Annotated in this window: 15 protein-coding genes; 14 read left to right on the plus strand and 1 reads right to left on the minus strand. The window is 51.5% G+C overall.

Going from position 1 to position 17357, the window contains the following annotated elements:
* Nucleotides 1-184: 184 nt before the first annotated feature.
* From ACGTIC_RS04660 to secF, 14 genes are all read left to right on the plus strand, one after another.
* Nucleotides 185-3073 (plus strand): ESPR-type extended signal peptide-containing protein, encoded by a 2889-nt coding sequence (locus ACGTIC_RS04660; RefSeq protein ID WP_162816220.1) that lies wholly within the window; start codon nt 185-187, stop codon nt 3071-3073.
* Nucleotides 3074-3830: 757 nt separating this feature from the next.
* Complete coding sequence (locus ACGTIC_RS04665) at nt 3831-5042, plus strand: ATP-binding protein (protein ID WP_113855493.1); 1212 nt, start codon at nt 3831-3833, stop codon at nt 5040-5042.
* Between the two features lie 285 nt (nt 5043-5327).
* Nucleotides 5328-5672, plus strand: a complete 345-nt coding sequence (locus tag ACGTIC_RS04670) for a hypothetical protein (protein ID WP_059075727.1) — start codon at nt 5328-5330, stop codon at nt 5670-5672.
* A gap of 166 nt (nt 5673-5838) precedes the next feature.
* Nucleotides 5839-7215 (plus strand): MATE family efflux transporter, encoded by a 1377-nt coding sequence (locus ACGTIC_RS04675; protein ID WP_113855494.1) that lies wholly within the window; start codon nt 5839-5841, stop codon nt 7213-7215.
* A 432-nt stretch (nt 7216-7647) separates the two neighbouring features.
* Nucleotides 7648-8148 (plus strand): crossover junction endodeoxyribonuclease RuvC, encoded by a 501-nt coding sequence (gene ruvC, locus ACGTIC_RS04680; RefSeq protein WP_075582054.1) that lies wholly within the window; start codon nt 7648-7650, stop codon nt 8146-8148.
* Nucleotides 8145-8747, plus strand: a complete 603-nt coding sequence (gene ruvA, locus ACGTIC_RS04685) for a Holliday junction branch migration protein RuvA (RefSeq protein ID WP_059075730.1) — start codon at nt 8145-8147, stop codon at nt 8745-8747. Before ruvC ends, ruvA begins: the two co-directional genes overlap by 4 nt.
* 3 nt (nt 8748-8750) lie before the next feature.
* Nucleotides 8751-9782 (plus strand): Holliday junction branch migration DNA helicase RuvB, encoded by a 1032-nt coding sequence (gene ruvB, locus ACGTIC_RS04690; protein WP_059075731.1) that lies wholly within the window; start codon nt 8751-8753, stop codon nt 9780-9782.
* 8 nt (nt 9783-9790) lie between these two features.
* Nucleotides 9791-10006 carry a DUF2905 domain-containing protein gene (locus ACGTIC_RS04695; protein ID WP_059075732.1) on the plus strand — a complete coding sequence of 72 codons (216 nt, stop codon included), beginning with the start codon at nt 9791-9793 and terminating at the stop codon, nt 10004-10006.
* 17 nt (nt 10007-10023) lie between these two features.
* Nucleotides 10024-11262, plus strand: coding sequence for a SpoIID/LytB domain-containing protein (locus ACGTIC_RS04700; protein ID WP_113855495.1), 1239 nt, complete (start codon nt 10024-10026; stop codon nt 11260-11262).
* Between the two features lie 23 nt (nt 11263-11285).
* Nucleotides 11286-12305, plus strand: a complete 1020-nt coding sequence (queA, locus tag ACGTIC_RS04705) for a tRNA preQ1(34) S-adenosylmethionine ribosyltransferase-isomerase QueA (protein ID WP_075582058.1) — start codon at nt 11286-11288, stop codon at nt 12303-12305.
* 12 nt (nt 12306-12317) lie between these two features.
* Complete coding sequence (tgt, locus tag ACGTIC_RS04710) at nt 12318-13424, plus strand: tRNA guanosine(34) transglycosylase Tgt (protein ID WP_113855496.1); 1107 nt, start codon at nt 12318-12320, stop codon at nt 13422-13424.
* Nucleotides 13425-13475: 51 nt separating this feature from the next.
* The gene (gene yajC, locus ACGTIC_RS04715; RefSeq protein ID WP_234995450.1) at nt 13476-13802 is read left to right on the plus strand and encodes a preprotein translocase subunit YajC; all 327 of its coding nucleotides are present in this window, start codon (nt 13476-13478) and stop codon (nt 13800-13802) included.
* Nucleotides 13803-13832: 30 nt separating this feature from the next.
* Nucleotides 13833-15068, plus strand: coding sequence for a protein translocase subunit SecD (secD, locus tag ACGTIC_RS04720; RefSeq protein ID WP_083237175.1), 1236 nt, complete (start codon nt 13833-13835; stop codon nt 15066-15068).
* Nucleotides 15065-15997 carry a protein translocase subunit SecF gene (gene secF, locus ACGTIC_RS04725; protein ID WP_113855497.1) on the plus strand — a complete coding sequence of 311 codons (933 nt, stop codon included), beginning with the start codon at nt 15065-15067 and terminating at the stop codon, nt 15995-15997. The genes secD and secF overlap by 4 nt, the downstream gene beginning before the upstream one ends.
* Nucleotides 15998-16126: 129 nt before the next feature.
* Here the strand turns inward: secF and ACGTIC_RS04730 are convergent, their stop codons facing one another.
* Entirely contained in the window at nt 16127-17305 is a 1179-nt protein-coding gene (locus ACGTIC_RS04730) for an MFS transporter (protein WP_113855498.1), read from the minus strand.
* Nucleotides 17306-17357 lie beyond the last annotated feature (52 nt).

Consider the following 17357-nt stretch of genomic DNA (forward strand, 5'->3'; position numbering starts at 1 on the left):
GTTATAAAAACAAATAGAAACAAATAGAAATAAATAATATAATAATAATTTAAATATAAAAATATAAATTATAGTGATTATAAAAGATGCTGTAGCAATAAATTTGTGATAAGAAACTGTTTTATGGTATAATGATAACAAATAGACCACTTTATTAATAATTATGCTATGAGGAGGGAGCCTTATGAATAAAATATACAAAGTCATCTGGAATCATACGAAACAACTATATGTTGTTGCATCTGAAATGGCCAAAGCACATGGACGGACGTCCATCGGAGGAAGGACGTCGCGATTAACCGTCGCCGCCCTTACCGCCTTTGTCCTTACTGCCGGTGTCACCAGTGTAGGACTGGCGGCGGATCCTGTAACCGATGCTAATACTCATTATTATAGTATGAATCCCAAAAGTGGTGCTGCTACCGGTACTGATAGTAATTATAACAATAATGGAGCTACAGGGGATGATGCTATTGCCATCGGACCCTTTGCTTCAGCCCAGGGACAGCATTCATTAGCGTTGGGATATGGTGCTCAAACAACTCATTTAGAGGGTAAAGATAGTCAGGATGATAACACTGCGGTTGGTTACAATAGCCAGTCTGGTTATCGTTCGACCGCCCTGGGCTATAATAGCAAGGCAACAGGGCGGTATGCTGTTGCACTAGGTACCGATGCCCTGGCCAATCAAGATAACAGTACGGCTATTGGGATGAATGCACAGGCTGAAGGAAAGCAGGCAACCGCACTGGGTTCGCTCGCCAGGGCTAGTGGGGAATCTGCTACTGCTGTAGGTGAAGGTGCAGAAGCTTTGGCCAATTACTCGTCAGCTGTTGGCTTAGGAGCGAAAGTAGATAAAGGGGCGACCAAGGGAACAGCATTGGGATATCAGGCAAAGGTTTTAGCCGATGCAGAAAATAGCATGGCCTTAGGCGCAAGCAGTCAGGTCAGTAGAAAAAACAGTATTGCTATAGGTATGAGTGCACAAGTTTCCGGTGCACAATCTGTTGCCATTGGGCAAGGTGCGAAGGTTTCAGTAGAAAATTCCGTTGCCTTGGGCCAAGGTTCGGAAGCTTCGGGAAACTTGAATGATTACAATGTCATGTCTCTTACGATTCCGAATCTTAACAGCAACTATAGTGTAAGCGGCGGGTGGCCAAGCGGAATCGTTAGTGTAGGTAATGATAAAGTGGTACGGACTATTACGAACGTAGCCGCCGGACGTGTTACGCCTACGAGTACGGATGCCGTCAATGGGAGCGAACTTTATGCCGTAGCTATAGAGGCTGCCAAGCATGCGACTGTCAAAGCGGCTGCAAACAGTCGTATTACAGTAGATAACACAGGCGTTAACAAAGGAAAGGGTATCGAATATACGATTGGCTTAAATACGGACGGATTGGCTAAAAGTACGGATGGTTTAACATTTGCTGGTGATGACGGAAAGTCAGATAATAGCAAAGTCATATCGAGAAAGTTGAATGAGCAACTTAATATTGTCGGAGGAGCGACCGAAACTGTTGACGCTGCTAACATTGGTGTTGTAAGAAAAGATGATGATACCTTGAATATTCGTCTTGCAAAAGACATTACAGGTCTCAACAGTCTGCAAGCCACAACTGTTACTTCTGGTAATGTGACTGTAGACGGTCAGCATAATGTGATTACAGGTTTGTCTAATACGACCTGGGATAAAACGAAAGATTATTCTCAGTCTACAAAGGCTGCTACGGAAGCTCAGCTCCACGAAGCGATGACACAGGCTGCAGCCGATGCCAATGATACACATATCACGGCTGGAGATTATGCCGTTGGTACTATTACAGACAAGGATGGCCAGTCAGTGCAGGGCGTATCGATAGACGTTGTAGATAAGACGGGAAAAGTTGGTACCGTCCGGATTACGGATGTAGCCAAAGCCAGTGATGTAGGCGATGTCACAAATTTAAATGCAGATATTAAAAATACTGAAGGTAAAACGACCGTAGTAGATGCTGTCAATCATGTAGATAACAAAGTGGGGAATCTTGACTACAGCAGCACGAAGTACGTTAAAAAAGGTGAAGACGTCACGACTTCCATTGGAAAACTTGACGAAGCCATTAAGAATGCGTCAGAAGCTGCAGGCAAGCATACTATTGTATCAACGGAAGATGCTAATCTTTCTGTTGAAAATATTGCCAAAGAGGGAGAAGCAGCGAATTATCAGATTTCCCTGAATAAAGATCTGAATGTCGATTCAGTTACAGCAGCTAATAAGATTACAACAAAAGACCTCGAAGTGACAGGTTCCGCTGCCATTGGCAAGGTCACCATCAACAAGGATGACAAAGGCACGATTGGTGGATTGACTAACAAGACCTGGGACGCCAAGAACATTACGTCCGGTCAGGCTGCTACGGAAGACCAGTTGCAAGCTGCGACCAAGAACGCCGTCAACTATGACGGTGACGACAGCAAGACCGTTACGCTGCGGGAAGACACGACCATCCAGAATGTAGCCAACACCACGATTGAGGAAGGCTCTAAGAACGCCGTCAATGCCGGGACCGTCTACAAGGAAACGAGAGTCGAAAAGGACGGAATCTTCATCAGACAGGCTAACACAGCTGGCCAAAACATAACGGCTTTGGATCATCAGGTGGCTGCCAATACGGAATCTATTTATAACATCAATAACCGTGTATCCAACCTCGATAACCGCATCAACAAAGTCGGTGCCGGTGCAGCGGCTCTGGCAGCGCTCCATCCGCTGGACTTCAATCCCGATGACAAATGGGACTTCGCTGTCGGCTATGGCAATTACCGCAATGCCAACAGTGTCGCCTTCGGCGCCTTCTATCGTCCCAATGAAGATACCATGTTCAGCCTGGGCACGAACTTCGGCAATGGGGAAAATATGTTCAACGCTGGCGTCAGCTTCAAGATTGGCAAAGGAAACTCCTATGCCGGTGTCAGCAAGGCCCAGCTGGTAGCGGAAAACCAGCAGCTCAAGGCAAACGATGCCCTGCAGGACCGGGAAATCCAGGAACTGAAGAAAGCCCTGGAAGAATTGAAAAGCCGTATCAAATAACAGAATAACCTTATCTGACTGATACAAACAAAACGCCCCGCATCAGAAGAGCCTTCCTCTAATTCTGATGCGGGGCGTTTTGCATCTGTGCTGGTTTGAAGGACAGTGTAGCATGGCTCCCCTGGGAAGCGGGAGCTGGCGCCAACGGCCGACTTAGGCAGAGAACCGCATTTGAAGGAGCGTAGCGACGCGCAAATGTGTGTAGGGGCTCACGGCCGGGGGACTTCTTCTGTCTGCCTCACCGGCTATAGCATCATCTACGGCGTTGTCGTCTATCAACGTAGCCCCGCTACGCCTCTTTCCTCCGCCTTGTATCTGACACCATAGCCGATGATTCCGATGCAAAGCGCCCCCAGTCGTGAGCCCTCGCCTATGCCGAAACACAGTGCCCTATTGTAGCACCTTGCCAGATATATATGAATATCGTAGTTTCGGCAGAGGGGTTCTTTTATCATCTGAGTTCCAGTATCTGAGTCCGAGGAACGTAGCACGACGGACAGGGTTCCCGGCATTCCTGCTAACCACTAACCACTGACCACTATCCACTGACCACTATCCACTGACCACTATCCACTGACCACTATCCACTAACCACTAACCACTATCCACTATCCACTATCCCTTCCCGGCCTGCGGCTCTCTGCATAAAATTGGAATAAAATCCAAATCCATGATATTATATATAAAGATAGGAATAAATTCCAAATTTTTACTATAAAATAGGATAATTAGGAAACAATTCCAGAAAGGAGTTGCTATGAAACTGATACCCAGACCAGAATATCTGGATTTTTTGAAGCGTTATCAGAACCATCATTTGATTAAGGTGATTTCTGGTGTCCGCCGGTGTGGGAAATCTACTATTTTTTACTTGTACCGGCAATATTTATTGCATCATGGTGTGGCTCCCGAACAAATTATTACCATAAATTTTGAAGACCTGGCTTATGAACCGTTGTGTGAATACCATGCATTACATCAGTATATTACAGAACGGATGCAGACGGATAGGATGAATTACATCTTTCTCGATGAAATACAGCATGTAAAAAATTTTGAAAAAGTGGTAGATAGCCTGTTTATTAAAGAGAATACCGATGTGTATATCACCGGATCCAATGCCTATTTTATGTCTGGTGAGTTAGCGACGCTTTTGACAGGCCGCTATGTGGAGCTGTCGATGCTGCCCTTGTCATTTCGGGAATTTTGTCAGGGAATGCCTGATTCCCTGTCGGTGCCTGAACAATATAACGCCTATGTCCGAGTGAGTTCTTTTCCCTATGCCCTGCAGTTTCAACACGATTCCCAGGCCGTAGAGGAATACCTGTCAGGAATTTACAATACAATTCTGGTCAAAGATACATTACAGCGGATGAGAAGCGGCGATACGATGATGATAGAGAGTCTGATGAAATTTCTGGCCGCGAATATAGGCAGTCTCATTTCACCTAATAAAATTGCCAATTCCCTGACTAGTGCTGGCAGGAAAATAGATAATAAGACCGTTGAAAAATATTTACAAGGTCTGAAGGATAGTATGCTCATTTATCAGGCAGACCGATTTGATATACGGGGAAAACAGCTGCTGAAAATCAATGCCAAATACTATCTGGTTGACCCCGCTTTCCGTCGCCTTTTGATCAACGATACCGGGCGGGACACGGGTCACATTTTGGAAAATGTCGTATACCTGGAATTACTGCGCCGGGGAGGCAAGGTATACGTTGGCCAGCTGCCCAAAGGAGAAATTGACTTTGTCGTTGAACGGTCCGGAACCAGAGAATACTACCAAGTAGCAGAAAGTACACTGCTCCCGGAAGTGCTCGAACGGGAATTGAAAACGCTACGCGCCATACCGGATCAATATCCCAAATACCTGCTGACACTGGATGAAATTCCCTCAGAAGCAGATTACAACGGCATCAAAAAGAAAAATGTCCTCCGCTGGCTGCTGGGGGATGGCTTCTAACGTGCAGCGGCGTCTGGCTTCCAACGCAGTGAACCGGCCCAAAGCCTACTAATCACTAACCACCGACCACTGTCCTTCCCGACCTGCGTTTTTTTCATCAAACATCAAACATCAAACATCAAACTTCAAACTATCTTTTCACTAACCACTATCTTTTTCCAGCCTTCAAATTATCCCTTCCTTCCCGACAAAATAAAAAAATGTAACTATTGACATTACAACTTAGATGATATATACATTATAAATGTAAGGACGATATTTTGTTACTACTAGGAGGAATGACTCATGGACGCAAAAACGATAGAAGCCGTAACGGCTAAGACCAACGATTTACTGGCAGCACCGAGTTGCAATCCGAAATTGAAAGCAGCTGCTGAAAAATGGCTGGCTGCCGCTGACAAAGATGCCGAAACTCCGGCTTATATCGACGCTCTGAAAAATGGTGTATCTACCATTGACGAACTGCTCGGCTTTGCCGGTTCCGATTTTGCCAAAAAGCTTCTCGGCGAAGAAGGCGCTAAAGGACTCCTGGCTCATGCCAAAGATATTCAGGCTAAAGGTGCCAAGTATTGCGACTGCCCGGCATGTACGGCTGCACTGGCTATATTGGACATTCTCCACGCTATCTGATATGCCGGACTATTACGTATAGGATGCATAGAGGGCTGTGACAGATTCATTTCTGTTGCAGCTTTTTTTTGTGCTGTTCTGGTATAGGACAGCAGGCTGACCGTATGGAAGAAACCTACGAAACGTGCTACACTGAAACAATGCAAAGGAATAAAGGAGGTGCCTTATGGAACAGACAAAATGGAAACAGGCCCGCAAGGGGATGGATATGCTTCACGGTTCTATTGCCGATAAATTGTTCTTCTTTGCTATGCCCGTCGGCCTCATGGGCATGTTTGAACAGCTCTTTAATAGTGCTGATGTCTTCATCCTCGGGCGGTTTGTCGGGAAAGATGCTATGGCGGCCGTCGGGAATAATATGCCTGTCATCGGCCTTCTGGTGACGCTCCTCATGGGGATTTCCCTCGGTGCCAATGTCGTCATTGCCCAGTATCTGGGAGCCCGGAAGGATGAGAAAGTGGAAGCAACGGTGCAGACGGCTATCCTCCTTTCTCTGGGCATGGGACTGGCGCTCATGATCATAGGGGAACTCATCGTGTCTCCGGCTCTTGCAATTCTCGCCGTGCCGAACGACGTGTATCCTATGGCAGAATTGTATCTGCGGATTTTCCTCCTGGGTCTGCCGTTCCTTTCCCTATATAATTTCGAAGCGGCCGTGTTCCGCAGCTGTGGTGATGGCCGGACGCCACTGTACAGTCTGGTGGCAGCCAATGCAATCAATATCGTCCTCGACCTGCTTTCTGTCACCGCTTTCGGTCTGGGCCTTACGGGTGTCGTCGTGGCGACGGTCCTTTCTTTTGCCGTCAACGCGGCCATCTTATTTGTCTTACTATGTCGTACAGCCGACCGGATCCGCCTGCAGCGGCATCATATGTGTTTTTCCCACTGTGAACTCTGCCGCATCATGCGCATCGGCCTGCCGGCAGGGTTGCAGGGCATGGTCTTTGCCCTCTCCAATGTGCTGATCCAGTCGGCCCTCAACAGTCTGGGGACGGAAGCCATGGCAGCTTCGACAGCGGCCTTCATCATAGAAAATAATATGTACTGCTTCGTCAATGGATTCAGTCAGGCGGCAACGACCTTTGTCGGGCAGAATTATGGGGCACGGAATCTGCGCCGCTGTTTCCGCATCACCAAGGTGGCCTTCGCCGTAGAAGGAGGGTTTCTCCTGGTAGTGGTGACGCCGGTACTCCTTTTTTCCAAACCGCTGATTTCCTTGTTCAACAGTGATCCCGTCGTCGTGCAGCTCGGGTCGCTGCGGCTGTTCTGTATTGCCGGCACGTTTTACCTCAATGGCATCATTGACATCATCTCCGGGTCTCTGCGGGGCTACGGCTATTCCTTGCCGCCAGCTGTCGTCGTTCTCGTTGGTATCTGCGGTGTCCGTATCCTCTGGCTCTATACGGCATTTGCCTCTCACCGCGACTTCTTTACTCTCATGCTGGCCTATCCCGTGAGCTGGGCCGTGACCATCGTCGTCCTGACCGTCGTATACCGCATGTGCCGCAAGCATATCGTCCTCGGGCTGCTCACAGACCGCTAAAGAAAATGGCGGAACAGGGGAGCGCCCCGTCCTGTTTCTGAAGGAGTTCAAGCAACAGACCGGTACGGTTATGATGGAAAAGTTCTGTTCTCTCCCAGGCAATATTTATGATTAATATATGGATTTGATAGAAGGTTTCGATTTTCACCGGTGAAACGCGGCATTTTCAGCGGACTTCATAATCTGGAAACAAGCAGTGTCATCAATGGGCAGCTATGCCAGCTGAACCGGCTCTGCATCGGAAGAAGTGCGGCTTTGGCCCATGCGCAGTAACACAGGAGTGGAAAACGGGTAGCCTTAGTGTAAAAATTGAGTCAAAGAGGCCGGTGACAGAGGGGAAACCCTTTGTGTAACGGCCTCTTTCATGTTATAATGAACGTTAGTCTGTTTATTTCTATTTCTATGGTATTTCATCAAAAGGAGACAGCAGTGATGCGGGCAATGGGAATCGATCCGGGGACGGCTATCTGTGGCTTTGGCGTGGTCGATGCTATGGGGAGCCGGCTGAAACCGGTGACATACGGCACGGTACAGACGACACCGGAGTATACCGATGCCGAACGGCTGGTCATGCTCTACGACGGCCTGAACGAACTCTACGACAAGTATAAGCCCGATGTCATCGGTGTAGAACAGCTCTTTTTTAACCGCAATGTCACGACGGCCATCACCGTCGGCCAGGCCCGGGGCATCATCCTCCTTACGGCCCAGCAGGCCCATATCCCGATTCTGGAATTTTCCCCGCTCCAGGTCAAACAAGGTGTCACCGGCTATGGGCGGGCGACGAAGGAACAGGTCATCGATATGACCATGCGCCTTCTCGGCATCCGGGAGAAAATCAAGCCCGATGATGCGGCCGATGCGCTGGCTATGGCGATTTATACCATTTATTCCCGTCATTCCCTGAGTTTGAAAAGGACGGTCCAATTATGATCGGTTATCTGAAAGGTACTATTACTCATATTTTTGAAAATGCCTGTTTCATCGATGTAAATGGCGTTGGCTACCGGGCTATCGTGTCCGGTTCGACCCTGGGAAATCTGACTATCGGCAAAGAAACGATGCTCTATACGTATATGAGTGTCAGTGAAAACGATATCACCCTTTACGGATTCCTGACCCAGGATGAATATGAATTGTTCCTGCTCCTCATCACGGTCAATGGCATCGGCCCCAAACTTGCGGTAAACGCCCTGGGAGCCGTTACGCCGGACCAGATGCGGCTGGCCATCAGCCAGAGCAATATGAGTGTCCTGACGAAGCTGCCGGGTATCGGCAAGAAGACGGCCAACCGCCTCGTGCTGGAGTTGAAAGACAAGGTGGGGACGCCCGGTGACAGTGATGTCATGGCGGTGACTGTGGAAGATACGACAGCGCCACAGGGCATGGCTGCCGAAGCGCTGGCGGCTCTTCAGTCGTTGGGCTATTCCGAACAGGAAGCGCTGCCGGTCATCCAGAAACAGGCTGCTGCCTGCGATAGTGTAGAAAGCCTTATCAAGGCGGCTCTGCGCAGTCTCGGCAGCGGGAGGTAACAGATGGAAGAACATCGCATCATTGAGACGGCCGACCTGCCGGGTGATTCCTGGCAGTACAGTCTGCGGCCTCATTATTTAAAGGAATATATCGGCCAGACCAAGGCCAAGGAAAATCTGCGCGTATTCATTGAAGCGGCGAAACTGCGCAAGGAAGCGCTGGACCACGTGCTCCTGTACGGGCCGCCGGGCCTGGGCAAGACGACCATGGCCGGCATCATCGCCAATGAGCTGGGCGTCAATCTGCGCATCACGTCCGGCCCGGCGATCGAACGGCCCGGCGATCTGGCAGCCCTGCTGACCAATCTGCAGGAACGGGACTTGTTGTTCATCGATGAAATCCACCGTCTGTCCCACAGCGTAGAAGAAGTGCTGTATGCGGCCATGGAAGATTACGCCCTCGATATTGTCATCGGCAAGGGACCCAGTGCCCGGTCGGTGCGTATCGACCTGCCGCCGTTTACCCTGGTCGGTGCGACGACCCAGGTAGGACGCCTGGCGCCGCCTCTCCGGGACCGCTTCGGCGTCATCTGCCGTCTGGAATTTTATAAGCCCGAAGAACTGGTGCTCATCATCCGCCGGACAGCGCAGATCCTCGATATCGAAATAGAGGAACAGGGGGCACTGGAAATCGCCCGCCGCAGCCGGGGCACACCGCGTATTGCCAACCGCCTGTTGAAGCGGGTCCGCGATTTTGCCCAGGTAGCCGGAGCACCGGCTATTACCAGCGACATTGCCTCGTCGGCACTGGACCGGCTGGAAGTAGACCGTTGCGGCCTGGACCGGACGGACCGGCGGGTACTGCAGGTCATCATCGAGAAGTTCGGCGGCGGTCCCGTCGGCCTCGATACGATTGCGGCGGCAATCAGCGAGTCCGTCGATGCCGTCGAAGATGTCTATGAACCGTTTCTCATGCAGCAGGGATTTTTGAACCGCACGCCCCGGGGACGGGTCGTGACGGCTGCAGCCTATCGTCACCTCGGCCTGCCTGAACCGGGACGGGATGACGGCGCCAAGAGTACGTCACTCTTTTAGGAGACACTATGGCTAAAACACTGATTTACATCGGAATCTTTTTTATCATTGCCGGCGCAGCCTGGATGGGACTGGATCAGCTGGGACTGTCCCGGTTCCTCGGACACCTGCCGGGAGACATCCATTTCACCAGGGGAAATACGTCTTTTTATTTTCCCATCGTGACCTGTATCGTCATCAGTGTCGTCCTTTCTATTATTCTCAACTTTTTTTCCCGCCATTAAGAGAGGAGCGGCTTCATATGTGGTTTAAAAAGATAGTGTGTCTTGTTACGGCCGCCTTTTGCCTCGTTTCTTTTGGGGGAACGGCCGCTGCATCGGGCATGGGTCAGCCTGTGCGCATCGGCATCCGCGAAGGGCGCGGTTCGGTCGCTTTCACCAGTGACAGCGGCCTGGGCGTCTGGAAAAACGGGTCCCTGTGGAAGAAATATCCCGCCCGTACGCCCTTGCAGGTTGCCCTCAAGGGTAATACCGTGACCGTCGGCGGCGCTGCCGCTGCTGGCGCCGTCGAAGTTCGCCCTCTTTCATCTTCCGGGTCGGTGAAGATTACTGACGGCTATGCCTATCGCGGTGCTATGAGAGTCATGAAATCGCCCCAGCGGTGGGGCCTGACCGTCGTGAATGTCGTTCCCATGGAAGAATATCTCTACGGTGTCGTCGGCAAGGAAATGTCGCCGTCATGGCATCCGGAAGCGCTCAAGGCACAGGCCGTCGCAGCGCGTACCTATGCCGTTTCTCATAAGAATAATTTTGCCAGCCGCGGGTTTGATATGACCGACGATACATCCAGCCAGACCTATGCCGGCATCAATGGCGAATCGCCGTCGGTCATCGCCGCCGTCAATGCGACGCGGGGCGAAGTACTGACCTATGGTGGCAAGCCGATTGACGCTTTTTTCTGTTCGTCAGCCGGCGGCTGGACGGAAAACAGTGAAAACGTGTGGGGCTCCCACATTCCTTATTTGCGCGGCGTTTCCGATACGAGCAGCCGAATGCCATCGTACCGCTGGGCGGTGACGACGACGCCGGAAAAACTGGCAGCCAATCTCGCTGCTGCCGGCAAGGGGGTAGGCAAGGTCAAGTCTATTACACTGTCACCGCTGGGCAGACGGCCTATGGCCGTTTCCGACCGGGGAGTTTCCGGCCGGGTGCTGTCCATGACTGTTACGGGATCGGCCGGCTCAGTCCGCGTGACGGGCAATGCCTTCCGGTCCATATACGGCCTGAAGAGCACTCTCTTTGATTTTGCCCAGGGAAATGGCACTCTACCCAATCCTGATTCAGGAAAGGCGGCCCGCAGTACGACCATGGCCCTCAAAGCCGGCGTCCCTATCACGATTTACGGATATGGCTGGGGACATGGACTGGGAATGAGCCAGTACGGAGCGTATCAGATGGCTCAGGAACACGGCAGTGCCGGTTATTACCGCACAATCCTGGCCCATTATTATACAGGTACCAGACTTGAAAAATTATATTGATTGCTAAGACAGGAAGGATTATTTTGAAACTGACTGATTTTTCGTATGAATTACCAAAAGAACTGATTGCCCAGCATCCGGCCGAACCGCGGGATCATGCCCGCCTCATGTTGTATGACAAAAAAACAGGTGCTGTGGAACATAAGCACTTTTACGACCTCGCCGATGAACTTCAGGCCGGCGATGTCCTCGTCTTCAACGACTCCAAAGTCATTCCCGCCCGCCTCTATGGGAAACGGGTCCCGACGGGCGGCAAGGTAGAAGTACTGCTCCTGACCCCGGTCGGGGAAGACCGCTGGGAAGTGCTGGTCAAACCGGGGAAGAAGGCTCTCCCGGGTACGACCATCGAATTTCCCGGAGGCTTGCAGGCAGAAGTACTGGACCGCACCGACTTTGGCGGCCGGGTCGTCCATTTCACCTATGATGGCGTGTTTGACGACATTATCGACCAGATTGGCGAAATGCCCCTGCCACCGTATATCCATGAAAAAATGGAAGACCCCGATGAATACCAGACGGTCTATGCCCGCGAACGGGGATCGGCAGCGGCGCCGACGGCAGGACTGCATTTTACAGATGAACTGTTGCAGAAAATCCGCGATAAGGGCGTAGAAGAAGTCTTCGTCACTCTTCATGTCGGCCTGGGTACATTCCGTCCGGTAGAAGAAGAAAACATCGAAGACCATCAGATGCACAGTGAATTTTACAGCATCACTCCCGAAGCAGCTGATGCTATCAACCGGGCAAAAGCTGAAGGACGGCGTATCATTGCCGTAGGGACGACGAGTATCCGCACTCTGGAAAGTGCCGGCACGACGGGAACGCTCAAGGCCGGTTCCGGCTGGACGAATATTTTCATCTACCCGGGCTTTACCTTCCATATCGTCGATGCCCTGGTCACTAATTTCCACCTTCCCGAATCGACGCTGCTCATGCTCATCAGTGCCCTTTCGACGCGGGAACAGATTCTCCATGCCTATGACATTGCCGTCAGGGAAAAATACCGTTTCTTCAGTTTCGGCGATGCCATGTTTATTCATTAGAGGAGGAACCATATGGTCATTACCTACGAACTGCAGGCCGAATGTGACGGTGCCCGGGCCGGTCTCCTGCGCACGCCCCACGGCACATTCAAGACGCCTATGTTTATGCCCGTTGGTACGCAGGCCACGGTCAAGACGCTGACGCCGGAAGAACTCTATGATATGGGCGCCCAGGTCATTTTGAGCAATACCTATCACTTGTTCCTGCGTCCCGGTGAAGAGCTCATAAAGGAAGCAGGCGGCCTGCACAAATTCATGAACTGGAAACAGGCCATCCTCACGGACAGCGGCGGCTTCCAGGTGTTCAGTCTGGGGCAGATGCGGAAAATCAAAGAAGAAGGTGTCACCTTCCGCAGCCATCTCGACGGCTCGAAGAAATTTCTGTCGCCGGAAGTATCCATGGATATCCAGATGGCCCTCAATTCGGATATCGCCATGGCCTTTGACGAATGCATTCCCTATCCGTCGGACTATGAATACACGAAACTTTCGACGGAACGGACGAGCCGCTGGGCACAGCGCTGCCTCGACCACCATCACAGTGATACCCAGGGACTGTTCGGCATCGTTCAGGGCGGCATGTACGAAGACCTGCGCCGTAAGAGCTGCGAGGATCTGGTGGACATGGATTTTGATGGATATGGCATCGGCGGCTTGAGTGTTGGCGAGAGTAAGGATATAATGTATGAGGTGCTGGGTTATACGACCAAACACCTGCCACGGGAAAAAGCCCGCTATCTCATGGGTGTCGGCACGCCGGATTGTCTCGTCGAAGGGGTGGCCCGCGGCGTCGATATGTTCGACTGCGTATTCCCGACACGCGTTGCCCGCAACGGCATGGCCATGACCCATACGGGACGCCTCACGGTGCGCAATGCCCGCTATGCCCACGATTTCCATCCCATTGAAGAGGGCTGCCAGTGCTATACGTGCCGCAACTATACGCGCGCTTATATCCGCCACCTCTTCAAGGCGGAAGAACTCCTGGCCTACCGGCTGGTGAGCATCCATAATCTGTATTTTCTCCTTGACTTTATGCGCCATATGCGTCAGTCTATATTAGATGGCACATTCCGTACATTCCGCGAACAGTTCTGGAAACGGTATCAAGATGGGTAATTCTACACATCATGTACATATATTATATTTATTCACTAGGAGGTAAAAACTGTGGATTCTATTGCTAATTTTTTTAACGGTTTGACTAACTACGATAACCTGGGCTTTCTGGGTGACCTCGGCCAGATGTGGCCGCTGCTCTTCATGGTCCTCTTGTTCTACTTCATTTTGTATCGTCCGCAGAAGCGTCAGCAGAAACGGCGTCAGGAAATGTTCTCCAATCTGAAGAAAAACACCAAAATTGTTACCGTTGGCGGCCTCTATGGCGTAATTACGGATATCAAAGACGACTATGTCCGCATCCGCATTGCCGATAAAGTGGAAATCAAGCTGAAGAAAGAATCCATCAGCGCGATTGCCGGCGACGAAGAAGACTAAGGGGAGGGACTTCTCTTGCGGACCCGCAATATGATTAAGTTTTCCGCTGCCGTCATCATCATTCTGGCAGCATTTATCACCTTCATCTATCCCCTGGCCAATTCCATCAAGCAGGGCCTGGATTTGCAGGGTGGTACCCATATCGTACTGGAAGCCGTCGATACACCGGAAGCACCGGTTACAGACGATTCCCTGAACCGTGCTGTCTCCATTGTCGAACGGCGTATCAATGAAATGGGCCTGACTGAACCGATTGTCCAGAAAGAAGGGGCACGGCGGATCATCGTCGAACTGCCGGGGGAAAAGAATCCGGAAAAGGCGATTGAAACCATCGGCAAGACGGCTGTCCTGGAATTTAAGGATGAATCGGGCACGACGCGCATGACCGGGAATGATCTGAAAACGGCAAAAGAACAGATCGACCAGGGCAAGAAGAACGTCGTCGCCATTGAATTTACCGACGAAGGGGCCAAGAAATTTGCCGACCTCACGGCTTCCAACGTAGGCCGTAAAATCGGCATTTACCTCGATGGCGCACCCCTTACCGAACCGGTCGTCAACGAACCGATTACGGGCGGCAAGGCAGTCATCACCGGCAGCAAGACCCTGGAAGATGCCAAGAATCTGGCCATCCTGCTCCGTTCCGGCGCACTGCCGGTCAAGCTGCAGGTCATGGAAGTCCGTACCATCGGGCCGAGCCTGGGCCAGGATTCCAAGGTCAAATCGGAAAAAGCCTTTGCCATCGGCATCGTGCTCATCATGATTTTCCTGATCATCATCTACCGGATGTCCGGCGTAGTGGCCAATATCGCCCTTCTGGTCTACGTCCTCATCCTGTTGTCTATTTTGAAGTACCTCGATGCCACCCTGACTCTGCCAGGCATCGCCGGGGTCATCCTGTCCATGGGCTTTGCCGTCGATGCGAATATCCTGATATTCGAACGATTTAAGGAAGAAGTGCTCATTGGCAAGAGTCTAAGGACATCTATGGAGGCTGGCTTCAAGCGGGCGTTTAACACAATCCTCGATGCCAACGTATCGGTCATGATCGCGGCTATCGTCCTCATCGTCATGGGCAGCGGCACTGTAAAAGGCTTTGCCGTCAACCTGGCACTGGGGATTATCGTCAGTATGTTTACGGCGATCATCGTCAGCCGTTCGCTCCTGACGTGGTTCATCAATACGGGGCTCATTACCAATCCCTGGTTCTACGGGCTGAACCGCAAGGTACCGGAACATATGAAGAATAAGGGGGGACACAAATGAGATTCAACATCGTAGCTCATAAAAAATGGTGGTTCACCCTGTCGTCCGTGCTGGTCATTTTCAGTATCATCTCCATTTTTATCAATGGGTTCAACTTTGGCATTGACTATACGGGCGGCACGATTCTGGACATGCAGTTCAAGCAGCCTGTCACCGTCTCCCAGGTGCGTGAAGTCGTGGATCAGTCCAATATGGACCTGGAAAACAGCGTCATCCAGCTTTCCGGGGTCAGCGATCAGGATTCGTCCCAGGATGTCATGATCCGCATGCGCAACCTGTCGTCCGATGAAAGCAAGGCGATTGCCGACCAGCTCAGCAATAAATTGGGCGGGGCCGAAGTGAAGCGGACCGAATCCGTCGGGGCTGTCATCGGCTCGGAAGTCACGAAAAATGCAATCATGAGCCTGGCCGTGGCCTTTATCGCCCTGGCGGCGTACATCACTCTCCGGTTTGAATACAAAATCGCTCTTTCCGCCCTCGTTTCCATTCTCCATGATTTGATCATGGTACTGGGCTTTTTCTCCTTTTTCCATCTGGAAATCGATGCGACTTTCCTGGCAGCTATCCTGACCGTCGTCGGGTACTCCATGAATGAAGCGGTCGTCATCTTCGACCGTGTCCGTGAAAACACGCGGACTCACCGCCGTACCGATACATATGAAAAACTGGCTTATGACAGCATCGCCCAGAGTATCCACCGCAGTATTTATACCCTGACGACGGTACTCTTTGCCTGTGGTGCCCTCCATTTCTTCGGCGGGGAATCGACGAAGAATTTTTCCCTGGTCATGCTCATTGGCTTTATCAGCGGGGCCTACAGCTCGATTTGCGTCGATACATCGCTGTGGGTCGTCTGGAAAAATCATACGAGCAACCGCCGCGGACCAAAAGCTGTCAGCCATGACGAAACGGAAGAAGAACCGGCATAAGAGTGTAGCTAAGAAAAACATAGTTTGTAGCTTTCAGAAAATGCATACAAAAAACCAGCTTGTCGAAAGACAAGCTGGTTTTTTACATCAAACATCAAACTGCCAGCCACTAACCACTAGTCACTGACCTCACACTTTCTCCTCTTCCCATGCTTTGGGGACGGGAACGAGGAAGGTAAAAACGCAGCCTATGGCAGCGCATATCCAGAGAATCTGCATGGCTGTCTGGACGCCCCAGAGGTCGGCACCCCAGCCGACGACCGGTGACAGGAGGCCACCTACGGTCGTGCTCAGGCCCAGAGTGATGCCCGAAGCAAAGCCGACGTTTTTGCCCAGGTAGGTCTGACCGAGGACGACGATGGGACTGTAGGGAGCAAAGAGAGAGAAGGCGACGGGCAGCAGGAGCAGTGTGGCCAGCCAGAGCTGGGAACTGTTGACCAGGAAGAACATGGCCGGCACCATGATGAGGAATGAACCGCGCATGACCCGGATGAAACCAAAACGGTCGGCCATGATACCGCCCAGGAAGGTGATGACGACGCCCATGGAAAACAGGATGGACAGGGCCATACTGCCCGTAGAGGGCGTGGCTCCCAGGATGGTGATCCAGTAAATGGGGATGAACGTATTACACAGGGTAAAGCCGATAGAACGGGCGAATATGACGACAGTCAGCTTGCTGAAGGCGCCCCAGTCATTTTCATGAGAGGCTCCCGGATGCGCTTTGGCTTCGGCTTTGTCAGCGGCGGCAGCCATGGTGAGGATGGTGGGCATGGAGTGGTAGAGAATAGCGGCGACGATCACGTTGACTATGCCGTACAGGACCAGCCCGTGGATGTCAAAGGTATAGGCACTGAACCCGGCTACCATCGGGCCGATGGCAAAACCGGCATTGCCGCCGACGGAAAAGCTGCCCAGAGCCTGTCCTTTGAGAGAGCCGGCGATGCGGTTGACCATACGGGCGGCTTCGGGATGGAACAGACTGCCTCCCAGGCCGCTGATCATGGAACAGAACAGGATGACCCAGTAATTGGTCGTAAAGGCCAGGGCCGTCAGAGACAGGCCGCTCAGCACGGGACCAAGCGGGACCAGCCAGGGCTTGGAAATCCGGTCGGAATAGTAGCCGATGAGCGGCTGTGTTACCGATGACAGGAGAATATTGGCAAAGATGATGCCCGCCGCCTGCTGGTAATTGAGCTGGCAGGCCGTGATAAAATACGGTAGCAGGGCAGGGATGCCGCCCTGGGCCCAGTCTACGGAGAAATGGCCCATGGTAAATAAATAGACATGGGGGTCGAGTTTTTTCATAGAAATCCCTTCTTTATGATAATATAAACATATATGTCAATAACTATCATTG

Origin of the sequence: Megasphaera hexanoica, assembly GCF_043520715.1 — a bacterium.
Taxonomy (GTDB): domain Bacteria; phylum Bacillota; class Negativicutes; order Veillonellales; family Megasphaeraceae; genus Megasphaera; species Megasphaera hexanoica.

Coding starts and splice junctions, on each gene's coding strand:
- secD (WP_083237175.1), top strand. CDS start 13,833: ATGATTAAGTTTTCCGCTGCCGTCATCATCATTCTGGCAGCATTTATC.
- ACGTIC_RS04730 (WP_113855498.1), bottom strand. CDS start 17,305: ATGAAAAAACTCGACCCCCATGTCTATTTATTTACCATGGGCCATTTC.
- ACGTIC_RS04665 (WP_113855493.1), top strand. CDS start 3,831: ATGAAACTGATACCCAGACCAGAATATCTGGATTTTTTGAAGCGTTAT.
- secF (WP_113855497.1), top strand. CDS start 15,065: ATGAGATTCAACATCGTAGCTCATAAAAAATGGTGGTTCACCCTGTCG.
- ACGTIC_RS04670 (WP_059075727.1), top strand. CDS start 5,328: ATGGACGCAAAAACGATAGAAGCCGTAACGGCTAAGACCAACGATTTA.
- tgt (WP_113855496.1), top strand. CDS start 12,318: ATGGTCATTACCTACGAACTGCAGGCCGAATGTGACGGTGCCCGGGCC.
- ACGTIC_RS04660 (WP_162816220.1), top strand. CDS start 185: ATGAATAAAATATACAAAGTCATCTGGAATCATACGAAACAACTATAT.
- ACGTIC_RS04695 (WP_059075732.1), top strand. CDS start 9,791: ATGGCTAAAACACTGATTTACATCGGAATCTTTTTTATCATTGCCGGC.
- ACGTIC_RS04675 (WP_113855494.1), top strand. CDS start 5,839: ATGGAACAGACAAAATGGAAACAGGCCCGCAAGGGGATGGATATGCTT.
- ACGTIC_RS04700 (WP_113855495.1), top strand. CDS start 10,024: ATGTGGTTTAAAAAGATAGTGTGTCTTGTTACGGCCGCCTTTTGCCTC.
- ruvA (WP_059075730.1), top strand. CDS start 8,145: ATGATCGGTTATCTGAAAGGTACTATTACTCATATTTTTGAAAATGCC.
- ruvC (WP_075582054.1), top strand. CDS start 7,648: ATGCGGGCAATGGGAATCGATCCGGGGACGGCTATCTGTGGCTTTGGC.
- ruvB (WP_059075731.1), top strand. CDS start 8,751: ATGGAAGAACATCGCATCATTGAGACGGCCGACCTGCCGGGTGATTCC.